23 protein-coding genes are annotated in these 26,428 nt (G+C 41.3%); 15 read left to right on the top strand and 8 right to left on the bottom strand.

Features of this window, described 5'->3' with window-relative positions:
* The 10 genes from VRUMOI_RS17730 to VRUMOI_RS17685 all read left to right on the top strand — a co-directional run bounded on the left by VRUMOI_RS17730 (position 1) and on the right by VRUMOI_RS17685 (position 13,105).
* Positions 1-1,224, top strand: a complete 1,224-nt coding sequence (locus VRUMOI_RS17730) for an AAA family ATPase (RefSeq protein WP_089139345.1) — start codon at positions 1-3, stop codon at positions 1,222-1,224.
* Positions 1,224-2,201, top strand: coding sequence for a ParB/RepB/Spo0J family partition protein (locus VRUMOI_RS17725; RefSeq protein WP_089139346.1), 978 nt, complete (start codon positions 1,224-1,226; stop codon positions 2,199-2,201). Before VRUMOI_RS17730 ends, VRUMOI_RS17725 begins: the two co-directional genes overlap by 1 nt.
* Before the next feature lie 103 nt (positions 2,202-2,304).
* Complete coding sequence (locus VRUMOI_RS17720) at positions 2,305-4,452, top strand: GNAT family N-acetyltransferase (RefSeq protein ID WP_162598447.1); 2,148 nt, start codon at positions 2,305-2,307, stop codon at positions 4,450-4,452.
* 134 nt (positions 4,453-4,586) lie between these two features.
* Positions 4,587-5,231 (top strand): pyridoxamine 5'-phosphate oxidase, encoded by a 645-nt coding sequence (gene pdxH, locus VRUMOI_RS17715; protein WP_089139348.1) that lies wholly within the window; start codon positions 4,587-4,589, stop codon positions 5,229-5,231.
* 88 nt (positions 5,232-5,319) lie between these two features.
* The gene (locus tag VRUMOI_RS17710; RefSeq protein ID WP_089139349.1) at positions 5,320-6,108 is read left to right on the top strand and encodes a helix-turn-helix transcriptional regulator; all 789 of its coding nucleotides are present in this window, start codon (positions 5,320-5,322) and stop codon (positions 6,106-6,108) included.
* 176 nt (positions 6,109-6,284) lie between these two features.
* On the top strand, positions 6,285-9,434 hold the full coding sequence (gene putA / locus VRUMOI_RS17705) for a bifunctional proline dehydrogenase/L-glutamate gamma-semialdehyde dehydrogenase PutA (protein ID WP_089139350.1): 3,150 nt from the start codon (positions 6,285-6,287) through the stop codon (positions 9,432-9,434).
* Between the two features lie 11 nt (positions 9,435-9,445).
* Positions 9,446-10,159, top strand: a complete 714-nt coding sequence (locus tag VRUMOI_RS17700; protein ID WP_089139351.1) for an aldehyde dehydrogenase family protein — start codon at positions 9,446-9,448, stop codon at positions 10,157-10,159.
* 104 nt (positions 10,160-10,263) lie between these two features.
* The gene (gene putP, locus VRUMOI_RS17695) at positions 10,264-11,757 is read left to right on the top strand and encodes a sodium/proline symporter PutP (protein ID WP_089139352.1); all 1,494 of its coding nucleotides are present in this window, start codon (positions 10,264-10,266) and stop codon (positions 11,755-11,757) included.
* A 384-nt stretch (positions 11,758-12,141) separates the two neighbouring features.
* A complete protein-coding gene (gene cspE, locus VRUMOI_RS17690) occupies positions 12,142-12,351 on the top strand; it encodes a transcription antiterminator/RNA stability regulator CspE (RefSeq protein ID WP_017025474.1) in 210 nt (69 codons plus the stop codon).
* A 94-nt stretch (positions 12,352-12,445) separates the two neighbouring features.
* A complete protein-coding gene (locus tag VRUMOI_RS17685; protein ID WP_231897539.1) occupies positions 12,446-13,105 on the top strand; it encodes a Qnr family pentapeptide repeat protein in 660 nt (219 codons plus the stop codon).
* A gap of 7 nt (positions 13,106-13,112) precedes the next feature.
* Here VRUMOI_RS17685 and VRUMOI_RS17680 read toward each other — a convergent pair whose 3' ends face one another.
* Positions 13,113-14,564, bottom strand: a complete 1,452-nt coding sequence (locus VRUMOI_RS17680) for a GGDEF domain-containing protein (protein WP_162598446.1) — start codon at positions 14,562-14,564, stop codon at positions 13,113-13,115.
* Positions 14,565-14,846: 282 nt separating this feature from the next.
* Here VRUMOI_RS17680 and VRUMOI_RS17675 point away from each other — a divergent pair, with 282 nt between their 5' ends.
* The 4 genes from VRUMOI_RS17675 (at position 14,847) to VRUMOI_RS17660 (ending at position 17,653) form a co-directional block, all read left to right on the top strand.
* Positions 14,847-15,194: a YajD family HNH nuclease gene (locus VRUMOI_RS17675; RefSeq protein ID WP_089139355.1), complete on the top strand. Its 348-nt coding sequence runs from the start codon at positions 14,847-14,849 to the stop codon at positions 15,192-15,194.
* A 15-nt stretch (positions 15,195-15,209) separates the two neighbouring features.
* On the top strand, positions 15,210-15,917 hold the full coding sequence (locus VRUMOI_RS17670) for an AraC family transcriptional regulator (RefSeq protein WP_089139356.1): 708 nt from the start codon (positions 15,210-15,212) through the stop codon (positions 15,915-15,917).
* Positions 15,918-16,043: 126 nt separating this feature from the next.
* A complete protein-coding gene (locus VRUMOI_RS17665; RefSeq protein WP_162598445.1) occupies positions 16,044-16,964 on the top strand; it encodes a DMT family transporter in 921 nt (306 codons plus the stop codon).
* A gap of 62 nt (positions 16,965-17,026) precedes the next feature.
* A complete protein-coding gene (locus VRUMOI_RS17660; protein WP_089139358.1) occupies positions 17,027-17,653 on the top strand; it encodes a LysE family translocator in 627 nt (208 codons plus the stop codon).
* A gap of 96 nt (positions 17,654-17,749) precedes the next feature.
* Here VRUMOI_RS17660 and hpf read toward each other — a convergent pair whose 3' ends face one another.
* From hpf to VRUMOI_RS17630, 6 genes are all read right to left on the bottom strand, one after another.
* Complete coding sequence (gene hpf / locus VRUMOI_RS17655) at positions 17,750-18,109, bottom strand: ribosome hibernation-promoting factor, HPF/YfiA family (protein WP_089139359.1); 360 nt, start codon at positions 18,107-18,109, stop codon at positions 17,750-17,752.
* Positions 18,110-18,373: 264 nt separating this feature from the next.
* Positions 18,374-18,919 (bottom strand): peptide-methionine (S)-S-oxide reductase, encoded by a 546-nt coding sequence (locus VRUMOI_RS17650; protein ID WP_162598444.1) that lies wholly within the window; start codon positions 18,917-18,919, stop codon positions 18,374-18,376.
* Positions 18,920-19,038: 119 nt separating this feature from the next.
* Positions 19,039-19,881, bottom strand: coding sequence for an ABC transporter permease subunit (locus tag VRUMOI_RS17645; protein WP_089139361.1), 843 nt, complete (start codon positions 19,879-19,881; stop codon positions 19,039-19,041).
* A gap of 33 nt (positions 19,882-19,914) precedes the next feature.
* Entirely contained in the window at positions 19,915-20,925 is a 1,011-nt protein-coding gene (locus VRUMOI_RS17640; protein ID WP_394608489.1) for an ABC transporter permease subunit, read from the bottom strand.
* Positions 20,922-22,073, bottom strand: coding sequence for a polyamine ABC transporter ATP-binding protein (potA, locus tag VRUMOI_RS17635; RefSeq protein ID WP_089139362.1), 1,152 nt, complete (start codon positions 22,071-22,073; stop codon positions 20,922-20,924). The genes VRUMOI_RS17640 and potA overlap by 4 nt, the downstream gene beginning before the upstream one ends.
* An 80-nt stretch (positions 22,074-22,153) precedes the next feature.
* Positions 22,154-23,278: a polyamine ABC transporter substrate-binding protein gene (locus VRUMOI_RS17630; RefSeq protein ID WP_089139363.1), complete on the bottom strand. Its 1,125-nt coding sequence runs from the start codon at positions 23,276-23,278 to the stop codon at positions 22,154-22,156.
* A gap of 579 nt (positions 23,279-23,857) precedes the next feature.
* Between VRUMOI_RS17630 and VRUMOI_RS17625 the strand changes: the two genes are divergently transcribed.
* Positions 23,858-25,489 (top strand): diacylglycerol kinase family protein, encoded by a 1,632-nt coding sequence (locus VRUMOI_RS17625; RefSeq protein ID WP_089139364.1) that lies wholly within the window; start codon positions 23,858-23,860, stop codon positions 25,487-25,489.
* A gap of 13 nt (positions 25,490-25,502) precedes the next feature.
* Here VRUMOI_RS17625 and VRUMOI_RS17620 read toward each other — a convergent pair whose 3' ends face one another.
* Complete coding sequence (locus tag VRUMOI_RS17620) at positions 25,503-26,243, bottom strand: DeoR/GlpR family DNA-binding transcription regulator (RefSeq protein WP_089139365.1); 741 nt, start codon at positions 26,241-26,243, stop codon at positions 25,503-25,505.
* Positions 26,244-26,428 lie beyond the last annotated feature (185 nt).

The following is a 26,428-nucleotide window of genomic DNA, read 5'->3' as shown; positions in this document are numbered from 1 at the left end:
ATGAAAAGAGAACAGACGATTCAAAATTTGGAGCGCCTTGCTGAACAAACGAAACAGGTTCAAGCAGATCGTATCGAGATTGTTTTAGAAGAACGAAAAGATGAGCATTTTCCTGCGATGTCTAAAGCTTTGATGGAAACCCGATCTGGGCTGACACGCCGCAAGCTAGACGAAGCCATTGCTAAAATGGAAGCCGCAGGACACCAATTTACCAAAAATAATGCCAACCATTATTCAATTACTCTAAGTGAAGCGCACCAGTTAATGGATGCAGCTGGCGTTGATATGTTCTATCAACGTAAGAAGAATACGGGCAATAAACCTTGGATTGTGAATGTTCAGAACCAAAAAGGTGGTACTGGGAAATCGATGTCCGCGGTTCACATTGCCGCTTGTTTAGCATTGAATCTTGATAAACGTTACCGTATTTGCTTAATCGATTTGGATCCTCAAGGTTCGTTACGTTTGTTCTTAAACCCGCAAATTAGTGTCGATGACCACGAAGAAATTTACTCGGCAGTCGATGTGATGCTGGATAATGTTCCTGAAGGGGTAGAGGTTGATACCGAGTTTTTACGTAAAAATGTGTTATTACCAACTCAATATCCAAACCTAAAAACGATTTCGGCGTTCCCTGAAGATGCGATGTTTAATGCAGAAGCTTGGCAACATTTATCTCAAAACCAATCGCTTGATATTGTTAAGCTATTAAAAGAAAAGCTGATTGATAAAATTGCCGATGACTTCGACATTATCATGATGGATACTGGCCCACACGTTGATCCTCTCGTATGGAATGCGATGTATGCTTCTAATGCTTTATTGATTCCATGTGCTGCAAAACGCTTGGACTGGGCTTCTACGGTTAACTTCTTCCAGCATTTACCGACCGTCTATGAAATGTTCCCTGAAGATTGGCAAGGTTTAGAGTTCGTTCGTTTAATGCCGACCATGTTTGAAGATGACAACAAAAAGCAAGTCTCGGTATTAACGGAAATGAATTATCTTCTGGCTGAGCAGGTGATGATGGCGACGATTCCACGTAGCCGTGCATTTGAAACTTGCGCCGATACCTACAGTACGGTATTTGATTTAACGGCGGGTGATTTTGAAGGTGGTAAGAAAACCTTAGCAACCGCACAAGATGCAATTCAAAAAAGTGCACTAGAATTAGAGCGAGTTATGCATAGCCATTGGGCGTCATTAAACCAGGGGGATAAATAATGGCGATTAAAACTTCCGAATTAAATGCTAAATTATTTGGTAAAGCGAATAAGCGCCGTGCGACTTCTCCTGTGGAAGCTCAAGCAGCGGTAAAGGAAAAAGCACAAGTGATTGAACTGGCGATTGCTGGACAAGATTTGGTTGCCTTTGAATTAATGTCGATTCCGGCTGACGAGATTGAAAGCCAAACGGTGGTGTTTGCTGAGAATTCACGTGAACAATCATTTTTAAATGAGCATGCTTTATCTGACATTTTAGTTACGCTGAAAGAGCGTGGTCAGCAATATCCTGCAGTTGGTCGACGTAATGCTGAAGGGAAAATTGAAGTCCTTGACGGTAGCCGTCGTCGTATGTCGTGTATTTTGGCGCAAAAAGATTTTCTTATTTATGTTGCTGATGATATTCAATCGGATCACGCGAAGTTTTTATCTGATGTAGCGAATGCACATAAACCACTGTCTTTATATGAACGTGGCCGTGAGATGCAAGCGAAATTAGATTCTGGTGCTGCTGAAGATCAAAAAGCACTCGCTCAAATGTTCCAATGTAGTGAAGCGTTGGTGAGTGGGGCGTTGAAAGCAGCGGCTTTACCATTGGCTTTATTACAAGCTTACCCAAATGTGAGCGATGTTGGTCGTCCGACTATCGTTAAACTGCATAAACAGTATTTTTCATTGCCGCAAAAGTCGCAAGAAATATTGCTTGAGAAGTGTCGTAATGAGCATGGTGCAATTTGGCAACATTCACAATCTCAAGGTGTGGCTCGTTTAACCAAAGAAGTGTCAAGTCAGCTAGAAGCGTGGATTGAAGAGCTGGTTCCAACGAAAAAAGAAGCGGCTTCAGATAAAGTTGAGTTAGTGAAAGGGCGGGTAAGCTATACTCGTAAAGGGGCTAACTTATCACTTTCTCTAAAAAAGGTCGATGATGAATTGATGCAAGAAATCTTGTCTTATGTCCAAGGTAAATTAACGCAGTAATTTTGAGCCAAGTCCTCCTTATTTATTATTAAGCCGCCATTTGTGCGGCTTTTTTTATCTCTGTGATATGCTTACTTCATTGATTTTAAATTTAGAAATATGCATGTCAGCACTCAAATACCTCAGTACCTTGTCTTCTCAGTTGCGTCTTGCCCATAAACGTTTTGCTGTGCAATTACAGTTAAATGATGGCGAAGCCGGTTTGCTATTAGAACAATTTATTCAGCAGCAGAAGATTGATATCACAAGAACGGCGTGGCTCGGTGGTCATCAGCCTTTATTTAATGGCCCACATTATACGTTTAAACAAGGTCAGAGGTTACTTGGACAAGAGGTAGAGTTGCTCGTTGTTGATTTTAGTGCAGGGTTTGACGCCAACAGTTTTAATGCGGCTCTTGGAGCATTAATGGGAGGGGGCATTCTTTTCATTATTCATTTTGAATCTTTACCTGATACCAACCAAACTCAATGGCTCGCGCAACACTTCAAACGTTGGCCAAGTGTCGATAGCCTTTCTCATCAATATTCACCAGTTGATGATGCCGAGTTTGATGGGGTTTCGCCGACTCTTAATCGAGATAATCAACAATCCAAATCTATCGAAGCGATTGAGAAGGTCGTCACTGGCCATCGTCGTCGACCTCTGGTTTTAAATGCTAATCGAGGACGCGGCAAAACGGCGAGTTTAGGTATGGCCGCGGTGAAGTTGATGTCTGGGCGAGTGATGACAATCGTCGTTACGGCTCCTTCTATCAATGCGCTATCGCCATTATTTTCTTTCGCAGATAAGTTGGTTGGGGATTTCAATTGGGTATCTAAAACACGTACGGAATGGGTTCTTTCTAATGGTTCAAGGTTGCGCTTTGTTGCTCCTGATGAACTGAATATTACTGATGTAGAAGCCGATGTTGTTTTTGTTGATGAAGCGGCTGCACTTCCGTTACCTATGCTGAAAAATTTCGTTAATCGTTTTCATCGCTTAGTGTTCAGCTCAACCATTCATGGTTATGAAGGCTGTGGTCGTGGTTTTTCAATTAAATTTATGCAGTGGTTGAATCAACACCGTCCGGGATGGAGACACCTAGAACTGACTCAACCTATTCGATGGGCGGAAAATGATCCATTAGAGAATTGGTCGTTTGAGACATTCTTGCTTAATGTGGATGATGAGACTGAGTATAAAAAAACATCTTTGCATCGAGTCAATTCTAAGTCATTGGATTTTTCTCATATAAATCTTTGTTGTGTATCGAAGCAAGAACTCATTAATGATGCGGAATTATTTCGTTCTATATTTAGTTTGTTAGTCACTGCCCATTATCAAACATCGCCCAATGATGTGATGCAAGTTTTAGCCTCTGATGATATTCAAGTTTACCAAGTCTGTTACTCACCATTAAATGAGAAGCTAAATAAGCCGCAAGTGATTGGCTGCTTGTTAGTTGCCTTTGAAGGTGGATTAGATGAGCCATTGATTAAAGATATTCAGTTAGGCGTTCGCCGACCAAAAGGGCACTTAGCCGCGTCCTATCTTACCAATCATTTATCGATGAATCAGCCTGCGGAACAAACATCGGCTCGTATTATGCGAATTGCGATTGACCAACATTGGCAAGGGGGCGGGGTTGGTCGCTTTGTTCTACAGCTATTACAAAAACAATTAACCTCGGCAAAGCAAAAGAGTCAGGTTGATTTTTTATCGGTGAGTTTTGGCGCAAGTGCTGAATTAGTCAATTTCTGGAAGAAGGAATTTGATTTGGTTTCAGTTGGAACGCGTCGTGATCATGCAAGTGGTTGTTATTCGGTATTTATGGTTCAAGCATTATCTGAGCAATCTGAAGTCTGGATTAAGCAAGCTGTTTTGAATTGTTGCGATAATTTTCAGCGCGTTCTTCCGTTGCAATACCAAGATGTTGAACATGACACATTAGCGAGTTTATTGTTACAACCAGAAAAGACTTCAGCACCATTATCGCTTTCACCCATGTTGGCTAATTTTGCTTTGGGCGGCAATAGTTTTGAATCGGTTGTACCTTGGTATAGTCGATTTGTTATCGAGTATTTATCACAAGTGAATCCATTTTCAGAACTAGCTCAACAGAGCAAGGGGGGGAGCGATCTTATCTCTGTTGTGATTGATAAGGTATTACTATTTCATTCATGGCAGACGGTTTCAGTTAAATATAAACTGGCCGGGAGAAAACAGATTGAGCAACAATTGCGACAATGGTTACAGCAATTTACAGTGTAAATCATTAAAGGCTATTTACTCGATTTACACTGTAAACTTGGTCATTGAGTTCATATAGCCGATCGCACCTGATGCGTCTTGAATTCACTAGGCGTTAAGCGCAAAATAATAAAAAAGAGAATTAGGGAAAATACATGAAACTTTCTGATATGCGCCGTGAGTATGCGATGAACGCCTTAAAACGTTCAGATCTAGCAGACAATCCTGTCGAGCAATTTAATTTATGGCTACAGCAAGCGATCGAATCTGGCTTATCCGATCCGACGGCGATGACGGTAGCAACGGTGGATGAACATGGTCAACCATTCCAACGCATTGTATTGTTGAAAAATGTCGATGATGATGGATTCGTGTTTTATACCAATTTAGGTAGCCGTAAAGCGCAACACTTACAGCACAATAATCGCATTAGTCTACATTTCCCATGGCACTCAATGGAAAGGCAAGTTCATATTACTGGTACGGTTGAAAAGTTAACTGCGATGGAAAACATGAAGTACTTCACTTCGCGACCAAAAGAAAGTCAGTTAGCGGCTTGGGCGAGTAAGCAAAGTAGCCGTATTTCTGCCCGTAGTGTATTAGAAGGTAAATACATGGAACTCAAAGCCAAGTTTGCTGAAGGTAAAATTCCTGTACCGACTTTTTGGGGCGGCTATCGTGTCAAAGTCGATACGATTGAATTTTGGCAAGGGGGAGAACATCGTCTTCATGATCGCTTTGTGTATAGCAAACAAGATGCATCGCCTACCAGCTGGGATATCTCTCGTTTAGCACCATAAATTATTGAGCGGCATTTAACCGTAAAATAGACACACTTGATCATCGTTTCGGAACGATGATCAAGTGAAGCAAAGGATATAATGGACTATGCCTACCTTTGATGAGCTTCACCCTGAATCACCAAAACCTGCGCAAGTGATCACTTTACCGAGTCACATGGATCGCCACCAGCACGACTATACTCAAATCGTGATTGGCCTATCTGGTCGAGCTGAATTTGATGTAGAAGGTGAGGTCAATTTAATAGGCCCAGGGCAAGGGTGTATTGTTCGTGCTTCTTCTGAGCACAGCTTTGGTGGGATTGGTGCATCCGATATTCTGGTGCTTAATTTTTTAGATATTAGCCAGTCGGACTCGTCTGTTGCGCATTTGCTCGACGATCTACTTTCCGAAGAAGTTTATTTCCAATTAGATTTCCAAATTCAGCAGCTAATTCAAATGTTAGTGCAAGAGATCAAATCGAGCCCTGACGACTTACTATTATGTCGCGCTTGCCAAGATACCATCATCGCTTTATTGAATCGCCATATTAAGAAATTTGAGATGTATAAAAAAGGCCATCGCTTAAATATGGAATTGATCGATCGCTATATTCACCAACACTTAGCGTCAAAAATTACCGTTTCCGATTTAGCAGCTTGCTCATTCCTTGGTGAAAGCCAATTTCATCTGTTATTCAAAGCTCAGGTTGGTGTGACACCACATCAATATGTGTTAATGAAACGAATGGAAGATGCAAAGCGTTTAATCAAAGAAGGGCAGTATAGTTTTGGCAATATTGCTGCAATGGTTGGCTTTTCGGATCAGAGCGTATTTACTCACAGTTTTACCCGTATTATCGGCATGTCACCTTCTACTTTTCGTAAGCAGCGTTAAACTGATTTCCCTTTCATTGTGATTAAATTGTGTGATCTTGTTGGTTTTTTGTTTCTAAGCATTCTTTTTGACAAATGAAACGGAGATTTAAACAATTATGATTGTGTTTTTCACACTACACTTCGGTTAATTAAGACTATCCACAAAACTTGTTCCGATTTGTATGAGGAAAATGCATGTTTACTGCAACAGATGTGTTGAAAACGGAATTTAATCAACAGCCCTTAAATCAACTGTGGGCGTTAATCTCTCCTTTATATATGGTCGATGAATCGACTTGGCTGAAGCAGCTTTTACCATTAGCAATGCCTAGTGATCAGGAAAAGCAATCGATAGAAACGCAAACTACCGAGCTTATTAAAACCATTCGTGCTGATAAGAAGTCAGTGCAAATGATTGATGCGCTTTTGCTTGAATACAGCTTAGATACTCACGAAGGTATTTTATTAATGTGTCTGGCGGAAGCGTTAATGCGTATTCCAGATGCGGCGACCGCCGATGCATTGATTCGCGACAAACTGAGCGTGGCAGATTGGAAATCTCACCTTAAAAATTCGGATTCTGTGTTTGTTAACGCTTCGACTTGGGGATTAATGCTGACCGGTAAAGTTATCGGCTTGAAAGAATCAGAAGCGCAAAGTCCAACTCAAGGCTTGAATCGTTTGGTTAACAAAATGTCTGAGCCGGTGATTCGTAAGGCGATGCATCAAGCGATGAAAATTATGGGCCATCAATTTGTGCTCGGTCGCACGATTGCTGAAGCGCAAAAGAATGGCAAGACTATGCGCGATAAAGGTTATACCTATTCTTACGATATGTTAGGCGAGGCAGCGCTCACCACTCAAGATTCGCAAAAGTACTTTAATGATTACTTAATGGCGATTACTGCAGTGGGGAATGACAAATTTGATCATTCGATTAGTCCCGCGCCTTCGGTTTCCATCAAGTTATCGGCTTTGCACCCACGTTATGAAGTCGCCAATAAAGCCCGAGTGATGACGGAGTTATTTGCGACTGTTGAGCAGTTGATTGTTCAAGCAAGACAACTTGGTGTGGCGCTGACCATTGATGCAGAAGAAGCCGATCGCCTTGAAATGTCTTTAGAGTTATTTGAAAAGCTTTATCGTAGTGACGCTGCGAAAGGGTGGGGTAAATTTGGTTTAGTGATTCAAGCCTACTCTAAACGCGCGCTACCAGTTTTGGTTTGGCTAAACGCACTCGCCAAAGAGCAAGGCGACCTTATTCCGCTACGTTTGGTAAAAGGTGCGTATTGGGACAGTGAAATCAAATGGTCTCAGCAGGCAGGTTACTCAAACTATCCGGTTTACACTCGTAAAGAAGCCACCGATGTCGCTTATCTTGCCTGTGCGCGTTTCTTATTAAGTGAACATGTTCGTGGCAATATCTTTCCACAATTTGCTAGCCATAATGCGCATACAGTGAGCGCGATTGCCACGATGTCTGAACATAAAGATTACGAATTCCAGCGTTTACATGGCATGGGAGATTCATTGTATGAACATGCGATGAAAGCGTTCAAGCAGTCAGTGCGAATTTACGCTCCAGTAGGCAGTCACAAAGACTTACTTCCTTATCTGGTTCGCCGCTTATTGGAAAATGGTGCTAATAGTTCGTTTGTGCATCGTTTAGTGGATGCTCGCTGCCCAATTGCGACGTTAAACCAACATCCCGTTGATACATTGATGGCTCATCAAGAATATAACAACCCAGCGATTCCTTTACCGCCAGCGATTTTCTCTGATCGTAAGAATTCCTATGGCGTCAATATTGATATTCAAAGTGAGCTTGAACCATTTGAAGCGCAAGTGGAACATTGGTTGGCTCAAACCTGGCAAGCGGGTCCTATCATTGCGGGTAAGCGATATTACGAAAGCATGATCAAGGATGAAAATGCTGTCCATGCCAAGATCCAATCGGTGACTGCGCCTTATGATAGAAAGATCTCGCTGGGATCTGTGGTGTTTTCTAACCTTGATCATGTTTCCGAAGCAATTGAGGTATCTCAGTCATGCTTCCATGAGTGGAACAAGGCTGGTTACCAAGTGCGTTCAGAGAAATTAGACCGTTTAGCGGATCTATTAGAAGATCATTTGGCTGAACTGGTGGCGATTTGTCATAAAGAAGCTGGGAAAACCATACACGATAGTATTGATGAAGTTCGTGAAGCGGTAGACTTCTGTCGCTTCTACGCTAAGCAAGACAGTACTTTTAGCCCTCAGAAACAATTGGGTTTTGATGGATTAGAGCGAGTGATTCATCGTGAAGGGCATGGCGTGTTTGTCTGTATTAGCCCATGGAACTTCCCACTGGCGATTTTCCTTGGTCAAATCACTGCGGCTTTAGTCAGTGGCAACACCGTCATAGCCAAACCTGCTGAACAGACGAGCTTAATTGCTGCTCGAGCCGTTGAGTTGATGCTAGAAGCGGGTTTCCCTGAAGGTGTGATTCAATTACTGCCTGGTAATGGCGCTGAAATTGGTCAAGCATTAACGTCTCATCCTGCTATTGCTGGGGTTGCGTTTACGGGCTCTACTCCAACAGCCCAACGTATTAACCACACATTGGCGCAACGTGACGCAAAACCGGTTCCTTTTATTGCGGAAACAGGCGGGCAAAATGCCATGATTGTGGATAGTACCGCTCTTCCTGAGCAAGTGGTACGTGATGTACTACGTTCGGCTTTTGCTTCGGCTGGACAGCGTTGTTCTGCTCTGCGTGTGCTCTATGTACAAGAAGATATTGCTGATCGCGTTATTGAGTTGATTAAAGGGGGAATGCAGGAACTATCGGTTGGTTTGCCTTATCTACATCAAACCGATGTTGGTCCGGTGATTGATCAAACCGCCAAAGATAAACTGCTTGCTCATATAGAGAATATGAAACAAACCCAACGTATCGTCATTGAATTACCGCTATCTGAAGTGTGTCAACGAGGGGATTTTGTTCCACCAACCGCTATTGAAATCGATAATATTCAAGCCCTTAAAGAGGAAAAATTCGGTCCTATTCTTCATATTATTCGTTTTAAAGCGAATCAATTGGCTCAAGTGGTAAAAGATATTAATCAAACGGGCTTTGGTTTAACCATGGGGGTGCATAGCCGTAACGAAACGACGTATCGCTGGATTGAAAAGCAAGCGCGTGTCGGAAATTGCTACATCAATCGCGATCAAGTTGGTGCGGTGGTAGGGGTTCAACCATTTGGTGGACAAGGGTTATCTGGCACAGGTCCGAAAGCCGGCGGACCGCATTACCTATATCGTTTTTCTCAAGTGGCGATGTCCACCTCTAATCCATCAGCTTAGGAGCGTTTGTCATGCAACCTATTACTCGTTTTTCTGAAGTCACGGTTTTTGATGCTCAAACGGCATGGGAACAGTGGAACTTGACCGATTACACCTTTAAAAGTGAGTGTTTACTGTCCGTTTGTCGCAATTTAGAGCAGGAACAGCCTGAATTAAGTGCAGTAATCAAGTATCATTTACAACAAGCTCAATTGCGATTGGCGGAACCTAAATTAATGCCAGGACCAACTGGCGAGACCAATGAGCTTTATACGGCAGGACGTGGTATCTGTGTTTTGATTGTTGAAGCAGGGATGCCATGGGCTGCGGTGATGGCTCAACTGACTTGTGCGGTGATTGCGGGGAATGCCGTGATTATATGCAGTGATGAGATGGGATTAAATCAATGTATTGAAACTGCGATTACCACGGCATTACCCGCTCATCTTGTTCACATTGTGGCTTACGATTCTTACCAAGCGGTGCTTCGTTCAGATGTTCGTATTGCTTCGTTTGTCGGTTCTACAATGACAGAATTGTCGATTAATCGGTTATTAGCACAAAAAGACGGCGTTATCGTGCCTTTTGTCGCTGAAACGATTGATCTGGCATCAGAGGAAAAGGAGTGCATATTAGCTCACGATCCTTGCCTTGTGCTGCGCTTTATTACAGAGCGTACGCGCACCATCAATATTACCGCAGTAGGGGGCAATGCAACTCTGCTAGAATTAGGTAATCAACACTAAGTAATTGATATGGTTAATAGCCGCTCATTACTTTCACAAACGCAACAGAATACACAATTAGCTCCTCAGGAAAAGGGGAGCAATAAATTAAAAAGGGTATATCTATGATTGAGAATAGCTTTGCTATTAGCAGCACGTTTATTGCGTATCTAATACTAATGCTTGCCATTGGTTATTATGCGTACAAACGCACCTCAAGCTCGACCGATTACTTCCTAGGGGGGAGAACGTTAGGACCGTGGCCAGCCGCATTATCTGCTGGTGCATCAGACATGAGTGGTTGGTTATTACTTGGGGTTCCAGGTTATGCTTATGCTGCTGGTTTGGAAGCCACTTGGATCTGTGCTGGTTTATTGGTGGGCTCATGGCTTAACTGGTTAATTAGTGCTAAGCGTTTACGTACGTATAGTATTACGACGGATGCGATTACCATTCCCGATTTCTTATCTCGCCGTTTCCTAGATAAGTCAAAATTAATTCAAACCATTTCCGCTTTCTTTATTTTGTTGTTCTTCTTGTTCTACACCAGTTCTGGTTTAGTGGCAGGCGGTAAATTGTTTGAAACAGTCTTTGGCCTTGATTATAAAATTGCGGTGGTGATCGGTACGGTTTGTGTCATTTCCTACACCTTGTTTGGCGGCTTCCTCGCGGTAGCTTGGACCGATTTAGTTCAAGGCTTATTAATGTCTGCTGCGCTATTGATAGTACCAATTGCTGCAATGAGTGGCGGCTTTACGCAAGTTGATATTGATTTAAATAATATTAATCCTGAATTGTTGAATATGTGGACCTCCGCAAAGGGTGAGCCATTAACCGCTATTGCCATTATTTCTCTTGTTGCATGGGGCTTAGGCTACTTCGGTCAACCACATATATTGGCGCGTTTTAAAGCCACTCGTAGCAATAAAGACTTAACAACCGCTCGTCGTATTGCCGTTGTTTGGACCGCGTTATCGATGGCGGGCGCGATTATGGTCGGTCTAGTGGGCTTAATTTATGTCAATGGTCATCCTTCATTGAACATTGAAGATGGTGAAAAAATCTTCATGATTCTGGTGAATGCGATTTTCCATCCTGTGATGGCGGGTATCTTATTAGCCGCAATTCTTGCTGCAATCATGAGTACTGCCGATTCACAATTGCTCGTATCTTCTTCTGCACTTGCCGAAGATTTCTATAAGCAAGTATTTAAGAAAGATGCCACCCCTGAGCAAGTGGTTGTCGTTGGCCGTATTGCGGTGATTGGTGTTTCTGTCTTTGCTTTGATATTGGCAATGAATCCAGAAAGTTCTGTGCTTGGTTTAGTGTCTTATGCCTGGGCCGGTTTTGGTGCGGCATTTGGTCCAGCCATCGTTCTGAGCTTGTACTGGTCTAAGATGAACCGAAATGGCGCACTTGCGGGCATTGTCATTGGTGGAGCTACTATCGTTATTTGGAAGCAATTAACCGGTGGTTGGTTTGATGTTTATGAAATCGTTCCGGGGGTTATTTTCTCGACGATTGCGATTGTGGCTGTCAGTATCTTAACGGGTGGTCCAAGTGAAGATGTGACACAGCAATATAAAAAATATCAACGTCAATTAACGGAATTGGATTAATCAATTTTCGTTTAAATAGTCTGTAAATCAGCCCCTATTGTTTACGCAATAGGGGCTTTTACGTTTAGATGTCCATAGTGATTTTTTGTAATAAAAATAAACACATAAGAACGAATGCGGTTAGCTTGAAAAAAATTTAAACAACTTAGATCAAGTTTTTAAAAATAACCCTATACAACAGTGAAAAACCCGAGTATCTTTAAACACGGCCTGTAACGGACCTATTTATTTGAACATTGCTTAGAAGTCTTCGCGGCACCTGCTATACCAGTCTGTGTAATGAAGTGTATCCCTTCGAAGTGCTATCACTTAAGTAACTCTATTCCCGGCTATAACACGCAACAAGCGTAATTGATTAGTAAAAAATATTTATAGGATTTACCCATGTCTAAGACAACTGGTACAGTTAAGTGGTTTAACGAAGAGAAAGGTTTCGGTTTCATCACTCAAGAGAATGGCGGCGCAGACGTATTTGTTCACTTCCGTGCTATCACAGGTGAAGGTTTCCGCACTCTAGCTGAAGGCCAAAAAGTAGCGTTTGAAGTTGAGCAAGGTCAAAAAGGCCCTCAAGCTGCAAACGTTGAAGTACTATAATTAAGTACTTATAACGAATTAAAAAAAGCCGCACTTGTTGCGGCTTTTTTGTTTTTCATTTATGGGTAAATCACTCGATTAACGAGCAATGACAATGACTGGATCAGTAAACCAAACTTATCACCAACATGATTTTTCTTCTCAAGATCTCTGCGGTAACGTTTTCAAAAAGTGTCATTTTTATCAGTGTGATTTCTCTCGTTGTGATTTGTCTGATGCACAGTTTCTAGATTGTGTTTTTATTGAATCCGGAGATGTCATTGGTTGTAATTTTGCTTATGCCAAACTAAATGATGCAAGCTTTAAGCATTGTAATCTGAGTATGGCTAATTTTGATGGCGCTTCAGCATTCGGTATTGAACTGCGTCATTGTATGCTAAAAGGTGCGAGTTTTGTTCGTACGCTATTTGCTAATCATATTACGCATAACACTTATTTTTGTTCAGCTTACATTACCCAATGTGATTTATCGTATTCAAATTTTGAGAATCAACGTTTAGAAAAATGCGATCTATTTGAGAACCGTTGGCGGGGGGCTAATCTACAAGGGACATCATTTGAAGGTTCCGATCTCAGCCGAGGTGAGTTCTCTAGTGAACAATGGAGCCAAGCAAACTGGCAAGGGTGCAATTTATCGCATGTCGAGCTGGAGGGGCTTGATATTAGGGTGGTTAATTTAAAAGGTGTCATGATCTGCCAGTGGCAACAAGAGATGTTGCTTGAATATTTAGGCGTGATTACGATTCCTAATTAACGACCGATTATGCGTCGTGTTTATTAAGGTACAACTGCTTATCCGCTTGTTTGTACGTCTCATCAAAGTCATCATTATTTTGTTTCTGACTGACTCCAAATGAGACATGAACAAATAACCCACGCTCAGAAAAGGGCACCGACTCAATTTTGCTTTTCAATGCGTTGGCGAGTAGATGGGCCTGTGTGATTTCGGTGTTTGGTAAGATGATACAAAATTCATCTCCGCCCATTCGAATGCAAATATCTTCTTTTCTCACATTTTCTTTTAGTGTTCTTGCTATATGTTGTATTGCTAAATCCCCTTCTTGATGTCCGTAAGTATCATTGATCGTTTTGAATTTATTCGCATCCATCACAATAAGTGAAAATGTGGTGCCTAGTTTCGATTTCGATGAAGCCTCATCAATAATTCGGCGATTATAAATCCCGGTTAAATCATCAGTAATGATTTTCGTTTGTAGCTGAAAGCGCTCTCGCTTATTTCGTATTAAGTAGATATAAATAACATTGAACATCAACATAATGACGAACATGGATTGCAGTTTTGAGTGTAAACCATGCAACATCATTGGGAGAGTGACATTCAGTGTGAGTGAACCTAACCCTTCAAAAACATAAGTTTTGGTTATGAGAATAAAATTATCAGCGTGATTGGCGGTGAGCTGTAGAGGACTTTCTAAGCCGTGAATTTTCAAACTGACTTGAGCATATCTTTTGATTAAACGGGGGAAATTATTTAAGGCGTAGAGATAACTTGTAGAGATGTCTAACCCCATATCACCGATATGTTGGCCTTGAAAATGCACAGGAGAGATCACTGAGATGACATTCGTCTTATCAATTGTATCTTTATAGGCATGAGTAATATAAAAGCCACGTGAATACAGTTGTCGTTTGACGGACTTATCGGTTGCCGCCATCGACGAGTAACGAGTTGGTACGATCACATCTAAGTATTCCGATGTTTTACGCTTTATGTTCCGATTTCCCATGGTATAAATGAATTTATATCGGTAGCTGGTATAAAATTGGTCTGAACTAAGTAACAAGGGGGTACTGCGGCTCCACGCGCGTTCTAAGTAGGGAAAGATATAACTGTTATCTAATACTGCTTGTGGGGGGCGTCCACGACCTAATAGCGTACCATTTAATAAATTGTCATTATTAACTCCATTATTAAACCCATATTCATCACGTTGTGGATAATAATGAATCGGTACTTGGTTCTCGTTCAGATTCTTAGGTGGATTCTCTAGGATGTCTAATAAAAGGTTTTTATTTTCGACCGTTCTAGAACCCAGTAAAAAAATCGATTCTTTAACGCTACTGATGAAAGATTCGACGTCAATTTTTGCTTGATTCCAAATGCTATAAGAAGCAGCAGTCGTTAATACCAATACAATCAAAATATTAAGAGATACAAGAGAGATAAAGGGGGATGAATTTGTATTTTTCATATTGATTGCCAATCGGTTTAGCCACATTTATTTTCGTTGATTAAATGCAAATAATGTAAAAATTGTTTAGTCAGTGATGGTGGATTTGTATTTAACGACAATTATTGAGTGATAGTATATACCTCATATCCGTGTGGTTTACACTGTAAATAGTTTTTTAATGCTAACTTTCGGTTACACTTTTAATGCCTATGTTTAAAGGGCGATAAGTTGGCGCTTAGCATGGTAAAATCAACAAGCCTGTACGGAATTAGGGCTGTTTTATAACGAGGTGATTTGACAATGTCTTCAGATTTTTATGGCACTAGTGCCAGTTATGCGCGTAAAGAAAGTGGCTACCGTGAGAAGGCCTTAAAACTTTATCCTTGGATTTGTGGCAACTGCGCACGTGAATTTGTGTATTCTAATTTACGTGAATTGACGGTGCATCATAAAGACCACGACCATACCAATAACCCAGAAGATGGCAGCAACTGGGAACTATTGTGTTTATATTGCCACGATCATGAGCATTCTAAATATTTGGATCATGATTTATATGGCTCTACGGATTCGACTCCGAAAGAAGATGAACATCAGGCGGCAACACATAACCCGTTTGCTAACCTGAAAGATCTCCTTAAAAAGTAATGAATGTGAACGGTTATGATTAACGATCGTTTATCTATTCGTTCTTATATTAGTCAATCACGTCAACATAAGCATGATTATCATCAAATCGTATTGCCTTTGCAGGGCGTGATTGAAATGCAAGTTGGCGAGTTTGATGGCAAAGTTAGTGTCGGTGATGCGATTGTTATTCATGCTGGTTCTCATCATGCTTTTTCTGCAGAGGAAGCCGCACGCTTTCTCGTGGTTGATTTGAGCCAGCTTCCACCTAACTTATATAACGCCCAAACAAAAAAGTTTTTATTAGCCCCTGCTACTTTAGCTTATGTGCAATTTGCTGGGTTGCAATTGATGAGTCAGACAAATACTGATTTAGAGCAGGCGATGTGCAGTATGCTGTTACAGTTACTCGCGCAACAAGGGCAGCCGCTTAGAATCGACCCTCGTATCTCGAAAGTGGTCAGTGAAATACAACAGGACATTAGCCAAAACTGGTCAGTCGAACGATTAGCTAAATTATCCTTTTTAAGTCCTACCCAATTTAAATCCGTATTTAAATCAAACTTAGGGCAAACTAGCCAACAGTTTGTTTTGCAATTGAGAATGGAAAAAGCCAAAGCGCTCTTAACCCATACGGATCTTCCTATTCAGTTGATTGGGGAGAAAGTTGGCTTTTCGAACCCTTCCGCATTTACTCGCCGTTTTACTCAGTTTTTTGGTCAGTCGCCAAAGTCATACCGCTAATGAGTGGTAGAGAGAGAAAACAATCATCACTTTGGTCATAAAGACCGTCCGTTTAGCACATTTTTATCAAGTATGATTTTTATACTGAGAGCTAAATTAATGGACATGGAAGGGCAAAGGATGCAGATGCAAAGGATAGATAAATTACTTTCACCTATAAGTTTTGAAACGGCAGCGCCCTTTTTATTTTTAATCATGTGGAGTAGTGGAGCCGTTATGGTGAAGATGGGGCTTATCGATGCCTCACCTTGGACGTTTTTATTTTTACGGGCGATCACCACATTTTTGTTTTCAACGATCGTATTGTTGATTCTTAAACCAAATCTGAAGTTTGAATTATTTCGTCATGATAAAGCGTCAATTCTCGCTGTGTTAAAGGTTGGGTTCTTCTTACAGTTTGCTTATTTAAGTACGTATATTTTATCGATTGATGCCGGAATATCCCCTGGGCTTGTGACGATGGTGCTAGGTTTTCAACCTTTAATTACGCCTTTTCTTGCCAAAGAAAGCATGTCGAAACAAGGTTACGCCATTTTAGCGCTCGGTTTTATTGGTTTATGTGTTGCCGTGGTTGGAGCTAAAGGGATCGATATGACGCATGCTATCGGGCTATTTTTTGCCTTCCTTGCTTTGATGTCTTTGACCTTTGGCACGATTAAACAAAAAGGCATCAACATGAATATTGAAAGTATGGTGGTCTACCAAAATCTATTGACTGTATTGCTATTTAGTATCGTGGCCTTATGTACGGATTGGCAAGTGACATGGACTCGCGAGCTGTATCTGTCTCTTTTTTGGATGAGTATTGTTGTGTCGGTTGGAGCCGTGATGTTGTTGCTTTATATGCTGAAACGAGGCAGCGCCAGTCAAGTAAGTGTACTTTTCTACTGCATACCGCTATTGGCCATCCTGTTTGATTACTTAATCTTTGGTGAAAAGCTAAGTGAAATAACGGTGGCTGGAATCATCATTGTGGTGGTGGCGGTCTATCGATTTCAAAAAATAAAACCGGTTAAAGTAGCGGAAAATAAAAGAATAAATAAGTGATTGAATAGGATATGAGTTAATGCTTTTATATACAAAATATTGATAGGAAAAGGGGTTTTGTAATGGATTTATGGCATGGATTGGTATTGATTACCTCGATTCATCTATTAGCAGCAGCGTCACCGGGGCCGGATTTTATCTTAGTTTCTCAACAAACTTTATCTAACGGTAAGAAGGCGGGGCTGTTATGTAGTATCGGTATTGCGCTGGGCCTGTCTATCCATATTCTTTATTCTGCTTTTGGCTTAGCCGCGTTAATTGCCAGTTCAGCCAGTTTATTATGGATGATTAAGGTATTAGGGGGTGGTTACTTGATCTATTTAGGTTGGCAAGGGCTAAAAGCAAAAGCTGCCACACCACAAGAGATGACGCTTCCTGCTGGGAAAGCGCAGTCAGCGAAAAAAATGATCGGCATGGGCTTTTTGTGTAATGCATTAAATCCTAAAGCGCCGATTTATTTTGTGTCTTTATTCACTTTAGTGTTGTCGGCGGATATGCCGCTTTACCAAATCGCGATTTATGGTGCATGGATCATGACGTTACAATTTGGATGGTTTGCTTTGATTGTGACGCTTTTATCTCGACCAACGATTAACACCAAGTTTAAGCAATGCGGTCATTGGATTGATCGCGTGCTGGGTGGCGCGATGGTGGCATTAGGTATTAAGCTAATGATGACTAGAAGTTAATTTTATATCCCATTCATTCCAATTACTTTGGGTATATAAAATGAAAGAAAGGAGCTCAATTTGAGCTCCTTTTTATGTTCTTAGATAATGAAGTGATTAATCAACGAGCTTCATTTCTTGAATAATATCTGAGGCAATTTCCGGTTTAGTACTTGTCGGAGTGGCATGCAACTCCGATTTTAATTGGCCTTTACGGTTTTTAAGCCCAGTCTCTAATTTTTTAACTGCAGCTGAAATTGCTGGATACATCACTTTGTCTTCAGCTTTGGCTGAGATACGAACGCCTTCATAGTTGGTAAAGGTTTCAACTTGGTGCTCATTGTGCTGTTTAGTGATAATAATGTCGCAGCTGATTAAGTCGGGGAAGTGTGAAGATATTTTATCGAATTTTCCTTCAATCTCAGAACGTGAGTCTTCGCTGAGAGAAACATGATGCGTTTGGATGTTTATTTTCATACACAATACCTTCCTGTTGAAGCGCCTTGAAAATACAAGGCAAAATGCGGATTTCATATCCATAAGTGATTGTTATTCAAAAGCCTAATTGCTTTAGAGGTTCGTCACTGTTCTTTCAAGCTAACAAACTTTAAGACAATAGGCAAAGGGCTTTGTTCCATTTTGTTGCCTTTATTAAGTCTAGTTACAAATTCTTTTTTCGTTTGTCTGATTCGTGTTTTTTTTAGCCATGTTCAGGTTAAAACATAGGCTGTTAATTTAGCTTTAGTCTTGATGTGAATGAATTTGTTCTGCTTTTTCTGGGGTTACCCATTGGCCAAACTCGCTTAATAACTTTTTCAGCTTAGGCGAAATAATAGTTTGGCAAAATGGTTTGTCTGGATTGTTATAAAAGTAATCCTGCATGTTTGGTTGTGAAGGCTTAAAGTGACCGATAATTTGTGCTTGGGTGAGGAGCTGACCATTAAATTCAGCGTTTTTTTGTTGCAGTAATGCACGGATTGCTGACTGTTCATCACAAGTGTAGGTATAGACGGTGCTTGGGTAGCGATGACGTAGTGGATGACGGTGTGTGCTGCTGTGGCTATGAATGTGAATATCAATCAATACATCGGCGGATATGATGTCGGAATCATACTTCACCATGATAGCTTCGTAAAAAGGTTGTTGTGTGTCTTGAGAGTCTATATCCGTTGGCGGTGACTTTTCAGCTACCCAACCCTGATTTACGTGAATAACGCCTTTAAGTGATTGAAAAATAGCTTCCATACACCAATAACAGCTACCACTTAATGCTATTTTTTTCAGCATGGCGATCATACCTTATTTGAGAGAGTCTATTGCAGACCTTCAAACATTGTTTTCTCTTTCATATAAAAAAGGGCTTCTAACTTGAAGCCCTGATTAAAACGAATAGACTCGTATTAATTTTAGACCATCACCAAAGCTTTTTTGCTTTGGTAGATTTCTTTTCTACGGCGTTTTTCTGCGCGTGCCATGATGAACCACATGCTGAAGGTAAATAACGAGACACACAATAAAATAACGCTCGCAATGGCATTGATTTCTGGTTTCACCCCTAAACGAACCGAGGAGAAAATTTCCATTGGTAGAGTCGTTGAGCCAGGGCCTGCCACAAAACTTGCCAACACTAAATCATCTAACGATAGGGCAAATGCCATCATGCCACCAGCAACTAATGAAGGGGCAATCATTGGAATGGTGATTTGCATAAATACTTTCCAAGGTTTGGCACCTAAATCCATCGCCGCTTCTTCCATTGAAATATCGAGTTCACGTAAACGCGAAGACACCAAAATTGCTACATACGAACTGGTGAACGTAGTATGCGCAATCCAGATGGTCATCATGCCGCGCTCTACAGGCCAACCGATTAGGTTATTCATGGCGACAAATAGCAGTAGCAATGCAAGTCCGGTGATCACCTCTGGCATTACGAGCGGCGCGGTAACCATACCGCCCAGTAACGCTTTACCGTGAAAACGTGGAATACGCGTTAATACAAAGGCCGCCATGGTACCTAATGCTACCGCTGAAATAGCGGTGTAAAAGGCGATTTCTAACGAGCGAAATACCGCGCTCATTAATTGGGTGTTTTGCCATAGCGAGCCATACCATTGCGTTGACCAGCCGCCCCATACTGTCACTAGTTTTGAGGCGTTAAATGAGTAAATCACCATGATAACTAACGGCAAGTAAATAAAAACTAGGCCGAGCACTAACATTAGATTTGCAAAACCAAAACGTTTCATTGTCATTCCTAAACTATCCGCATTTGAGGTTGATTAGCCTTGCAGCTCTTTGGCTTGAGTGCGGTTAAAGAAAATAATTGGGATCATCAGAATCACCAACATGATCACTGCGAGTGCTGCCGCTACCGGCCAATCGCGATTATTGAAAAACTCTTGCCACAACACTTTACCAATCATCAAGGTGTCTGGTCCGCCTAATAACTCAGGGATCACAAACTCACCAACTACAGGAATAAACACCAACATACAACCTGCAATGATGCCGCCTTTTGATAGCGGAACCGTGATTTGCCAGAAAGTTGAGACATTACGACAACCTAAGTCTGATGCTGCTTCTAGTAAGCTGTGATCATGCTTGGATAAGTTGGCGTACAGTGGCAAAACCATAAACGGCAAGTATGAGTAAACAATACCGATATACACCGCTAAATCCGTATTTAAAATATGCAATGGCTGGCTGATCACACCAAGGTGTAATAAGAAGCCATTCAATAGTCCGTTATTACTTAATATCCCCATCCATGCATATACTCGGATCAAAATCGCTGTCCACGTTGGCATCATGATCAAAAGCAATAAAATGGTTTGCGTTTCTTTTTTTGCTTTAGAAATCGCATACGCCATTGGGTAACCGATCAGCAAACATGCCAATGTGCTGATCAGCGCCATTTTTAACGAGCTTAAGTAAGCTGCTAGGTACAACTCATCTGCACTGAGCAATAAATAGTTGCCCATATTGAGCAAAATAGTCAGTTGTTCATCCGCCCAACTGACGAGCTCGGTATACGGCGGTATGGCGACATCAGCTTGTGAGAAGCTAATTTTAAGCACAATCACAAACGGTAATAAAAAGAAGGTAAATAGCCAAAAGAATGGGATCCCAATGACCAGCTTACGCCCAATTTTTTTATCTAATTGCCATTTCTTGCACAGGTTATCTTTGTTGGTTGCTACCTTTGCATTGGCTACTGCTTGATTCATACCACTTTCGCCTGAAATTCGTTGAGGTTGAGCTTGCTGATGTTTTAAAAGCGGCTCACTCACTGTAAAACCACACCACTGTCATCTTCCCAGTACAAATACACTTCATCTTCCCATGTTGGGCGTTTGACGTGGCGGACTGCGTTGGCAATAAACGCTTGTACAATTTTTCCTGACGGCAATTGGATGTGATACATCGAAGAGCCACCTAAATACGCAATGTCGTACACTTTGCCGGTTGTCCAGTTAAAGTCGGGATGAATTAAATCATCTGGCAGCGTGGTGCTGATCAACAACTTTTCTGGACGCAGTGCATACGTCACTTTTTTGTTTTCTGCTTGGGTACTAATACCGTGACCAACATAGATTGGTTGAGGTAAATCGACACAGGCAATCGTGGCATGATCTTGTTCATCTTCTACCAACATGCCATCGAATAGGTTTACGTTACCAATAAACTCACACACCAAACGGTTAACTGGCGTTTCGTATATGTCCATCGGGCTACCGATTTGCTCAATGCAGCCTAAGTGCATAATGGCAACGCGTTGCGCCATGGTCATTGCTTCTTCTTGATCGTGGGTTACCATCACACAGGTCACGCCAACACGTTCGATAATTTCAACCAATTCTAATTGCATTTGTGAGCGCAGTTTTTTATCCAATGCGCCCATTGGTTCATCTAACAGTAATAGCTTTGGACGTTTCGCCAGTGAGCGAGCCAACGCGACACGCTGACGTTGACCACCAGATAGTTGGTGGGGTTTACGTTTTGCGTATTGCGTCATGTGAACCAGTTTCAGCATCTCATCTACACGAGCTTTGATTTCATCTTTTGGTAGCGCATCTTGCTTTAATCCAAAGGCAATATTTTGTTCAACGCTCATGTGTGGAAACAATGCGTATGACTGAAACATCATATTAATCGGGCGGTCATAAGGCGCCATGTCGGTAATATCGACACCGTCTAAAATAATGCGTCCTTCGGTGGGTTTCTCAAATCCCGCTAACATACGAAGTAGAGTTGATTTACCTGAACCTGAACCACCGAGTAGAGCAAAAATCTCACCTTTATTAATGGTGAGTGAGACGTTATCGACGGCAAGTGTGTCGTCAAATTGTTTGCTTACACGGTCAATTTTCACCAAGATTTCTTTCGGCTTTGATTGACGCTCTAATGCTTTTTTGTAGGCACTGGAAGTGATAGTCATCTACAACTCTCTTCAAAATTTTGCTTAAAATAAAAAGGCGTCCGAGTGTGGACGCCTTAATCACACGTAGGTTTTCGGCGTTATCGACCGGTTTTGATCTTGGTCCAAGTACGTGTCATTACACGTTGAGCTTTGGCTGGTAGATCGCTGATCGTGTATATATTTTTTAGTGTTGCTTCATCTGGGTAAATCCCAGCGTTATTACGAATTGCTTCGTTGACAAACGGGGTCGCCGCTTGGTTACCGTTAGCCGCGCTGACTTCGTTCGTAATGTTGGCAATCACTTCAGGTTTCATTAAGTAATTTAAAAATGCATGAGCCGCTTTTACATTTTGTGCATCAGCCGGAATGGCCATCATGTCAAAGTAGCTGCCTGCACCTTCTTTCGGAATAACGTATTCAATCTTATTGCCATTGTTCGCTTCTTCTGCGCGGTCACGAGCAATAAATAAATCATTGGAATAACCGACTGCCACACAAATATCGCCATTCGCTAAATCAGAGATATATTTAGACGAGTGGAAATAAGTCACGTTTTCACGAATAGACAAGAACAACGCTTCTGCTTGTTTTATGTCTTCGGGTTTTTGCGTGCCAGTATCTAATCCCAAGTAATTTAATGCCGCAGGTAACATTTCTGTTGGTGAATCCAAGAATGACACCCCGCAAGATTTTAGTTTTTCCATGTACTGTGGGTTAAACACTAAATCCCATGAATCGGTTGGCATATCATCACCGAGTGCTTTTTGCACTTTATCAATGTTGTAGGCAAAACCGATTGTGCCCCACAAGTAAGGCATGGCATATAAGTTGCCAGGGTCACTTGGCGATAGCGCATTTAATAATTCTGGGTTCAAGTTTTTCCAATTAGGTAATTGAGTACGATCTAATTTTTGGAAAACACCTGCGCGAATTTGTTTGGCTAAAAAGTTATTTGATGGCACCACAACATCATAACCAGAACGACCTGCAAGTAATTTGGCTTCCAGTACTTCGTTGCTATCAAATACGTCATATACCACTTTAATCCCCGTTTCTTTTTCAAAGTCAGAGATGGTATTTGGCGCGATGTAGCTGCTCCAGTTATAAACGTGTAGAACTTGCTCATCTTGAGCGAAACTTTTTGGTGATGTAAACAGTGCAGTCGCGGTGAAAATGGTTGTCACCGTTATTGATGCAGCTAACACAGCATTTTTAAAAGACATGTCAAAGTCCAAAATGGTGGATCGATAGGATCCGTATGTATTGCCCACCAACCTAGCTTATAGCCAGTATTCCTTCTGATTTTAGCCTTGGGAGATAACTGATTTGAGTCAGGTTGAACATAAATTAATTTAATAATTGAAGATTCAATATGACGTTTTCTGAGTTGGATGCATGAAGGGAGAATCATCCAAACTCGTAGATTTGCAACCTGCGCCCATTAACCTTGCGTTAACGAATAGCGACACTAAAATGGGCTGTTTACACTGTAAATGTTAACAGTTTGAGTGCGGCGGTTGGTACTTTCTTGCGAAGAACATGCGGATAATAAAACGAATTTTTAAATAGTAAATCAGAATAATTTTATGGTTTCGATAAGATTTTTTTGTTGTAGATTTGTGAGAAGGGAAACTAATTTTTGTTTGTTATTTCATGCAATTATAACGGTTTTAATGTCGGTTTCTCTTTTGTGCTAAATCACGGGAGTATTGGCCTATGACATGGCTATATTGAAAATAATCAAGGCAGGGCACACAGGCTAATGTTAAGGTTTGTCTATATCAATCGTTGAGGGAGATAAGATGGTCGTCACCAAGTATTATATTGCAGGCAGCATTCTATTTTATGTTTTGGCATTATTGTGCCCGAACTTTTGGCTGTCGATTCCTCTCGCATGGATTGCTTTATCATTGTCTGTCGTCAGTATTGCTTACCTTTGTAATTTCCCTCATTTATTTCGTAAAAAACCTAATGGCGTTATTCCTAACAGTATTCAACTGATTCTGGCTCCCTTTTTAATTGGCGCGCATTACTATAATTATTGGGCACGCACTCATGATTCAGTAGCACCTATTCAACGCATTGATCCTCAACTGTATCTAGCGCGACGTTTATTGACTAAAGACCTTAAAGAGTTAAAAGCACAAGGCATTACCAGTATTTTAGATATCACTGCGGAGTTTCATGGCTTACAAAGTCGTAAAGCTGAACGTGACTTTGATTATTTTAATTTGCCTGTTCTTGACCATAAAGTGCCATCAAAGCGTAAATTATTAAAAGCATTGGACTGGATGGATGTTCAATTAGCGGATTCTAAAAAAGTCGTGGTGCATTGTGCGCTTGGGCGAGGGCGTTCGGTATTCGTATTGGCTGCGTATTTATTGCGTCGTTATCCAAGAATGAGCATCGAAGATGTAATGAAAAAAATCCAATCGATACGAAGCACGGCCAACCTGAATAAGGAGCAGATGAGAATGTTAAAGCAACTCGATAAACAACAAGCATTAGTTTCTGAACAGACAGCCTGGTTGATTGTTAACCCTGTTTCCGGTGGGGGAAAGTGGGGAACGTATAAAGACGAAATCATTGAAAAATTTAAAGAAAAGTATCAAGTCGAAATACGAGAAACCACGCCTGAAATGTCCGCAACAGAGTTAGCGAAAGAAGCGATTAACTCCGGGGCTTCCTTGATTGTTGCAGGCGGGGGAGATGGCACAGTAACAGAAGTGGCGAGCCAATTGGTTCATTCTGATATTGTACTGGGCATTTTGCCATTAGGTACGGCGAATGCTTTATGTCATGTATTGTATGGCATTGAAAATAAAATTATCCCGGTTGAAACCGCCTGTGGGGCAATTTTGCAAGGCGAAGTGACTCAAATAGATACTGCTTTATGTAATCAAGATCTCATGCTGCTAGTAGCTGGGATTGGGTTTGAGCAACAAATGATTGAATACGCAGAACGCGAACAAAAAAATAATGATGGTCAGTTGGCTTATTTAAAAGGTTTATGGGGGGCAATTGCTAACAACGAAACCTTAAATGTTGAAGTGAGTTTAGATAAGCAGTCCCCTCAAGTGTTAGAAGTGAGCAGTTTAGTGATAGCCAATGCCGCGCCTTTTACGACATTACTCGCGCAAGGTGGGGGAGAGCCTGATTTACAAGACGGAATTTTAGATATTACCTATATGCCAAGTCATCAAAGTGTGGCGGGGCGGATCTTATCGTTATCTGAACTGGCGGTATCAAATTTATTACCTACCGCTGAGCCAATGGGGTTTGTGCATAAGCAAGCCAAAGAAGTCACCATATCGAGTGAGATGGCTTTTAAATATGTCATTGATGGTGAGTTATATGAAACCAAGAAATTAACTATTCGTACTCAACCGCGTTCATTGAACGTGATGGTGCCTCGTTGGTTTAATGAGCAGTGATCCGAATCTGAGACTATCCTAAAATAACCTCAACACCCATATTGCGTAATGAGTCTAACTGCTCTGAATTGGCGTTATCATCGGTTAAGACAATCGAAATTTGGTCAGATTTTCCTATGCTAGATGGGAATATTTGGCCAAATTTGCTTGAATCGGTCAGCACAATATTGCGGCGTTGTTTAGCGAGAATACTTGAGGCGATATCAGCACGCATCATATCTCGGCTGGTAAATCCGGTGTCTGGGTGATAACCATCAACGCCTAAAAATGCGGTGCTAAAATGAACATGTTCAATACAGAGTTTGGTCAGAGGGCCAACTAAGCTTTCGCCTTGATGTTGAAAAACACCGCCCAACAATATGATGTTCGCTGAGGTGTTTTTTAATAAATGCGCAATGTAGGCCGAAGGGGTAATAATAGTCACATCGCCACGCTCAGCCAGAGTTTTGGCTAAAAGTGCGTTGGCACTGCCACCTTCAATTAATACCGTTTCATTAGGAGCGACTAACCCCGCTGCTTTGTTAGCCAATGCTTGTTTGATTTCAAAACTGACGGTTAAGCGGCTATCAATATCATCGCTTTGTAGGGCGATTGCTGCGCCGTGTACTCGTTTTAAATGGCCTTCACTTTCAAGGTAGTTTAAATCCTGACGAATCGTCACCCCAGATACCCCAATCATTTCTGATAAATCACTCACTTGTATCCGCTTGTTTTCGTTTACCATTTGAACGATTTGGCTGTGTCTTGGGTTCATTGCATTGTCCATATTAAAGAAGAGGCCCTATTATAGAGTTTCTTTATTTCATTTGAAACCTCGTGAGTTGTTAATAATGATACTTGCTTCGGAAGATGACGCTGTTTGGTGTCGATAATAAGTTGAGAAACAAAATTAATATAACGATCAAATGAACCATTATCCCTTGTGATTGCTTGTATTCT

Origin of the sequence: Vibrio rumoiensis (assembly GCF_002218045.2) — a bacterium.
In the GTDB taxonomy this organism is placed as follows: domain Bacteria; phylum Pseudomonadota; class Gammaproteobacteria; order Enterobacterales; family Vibrionaceae; genus Vibrio; species Vibrio rumoiensis.
Note: the sequence above shows the minus strand (reverse complement) of the source record. Positions and strands in the feature narration are given on the sequence as shown.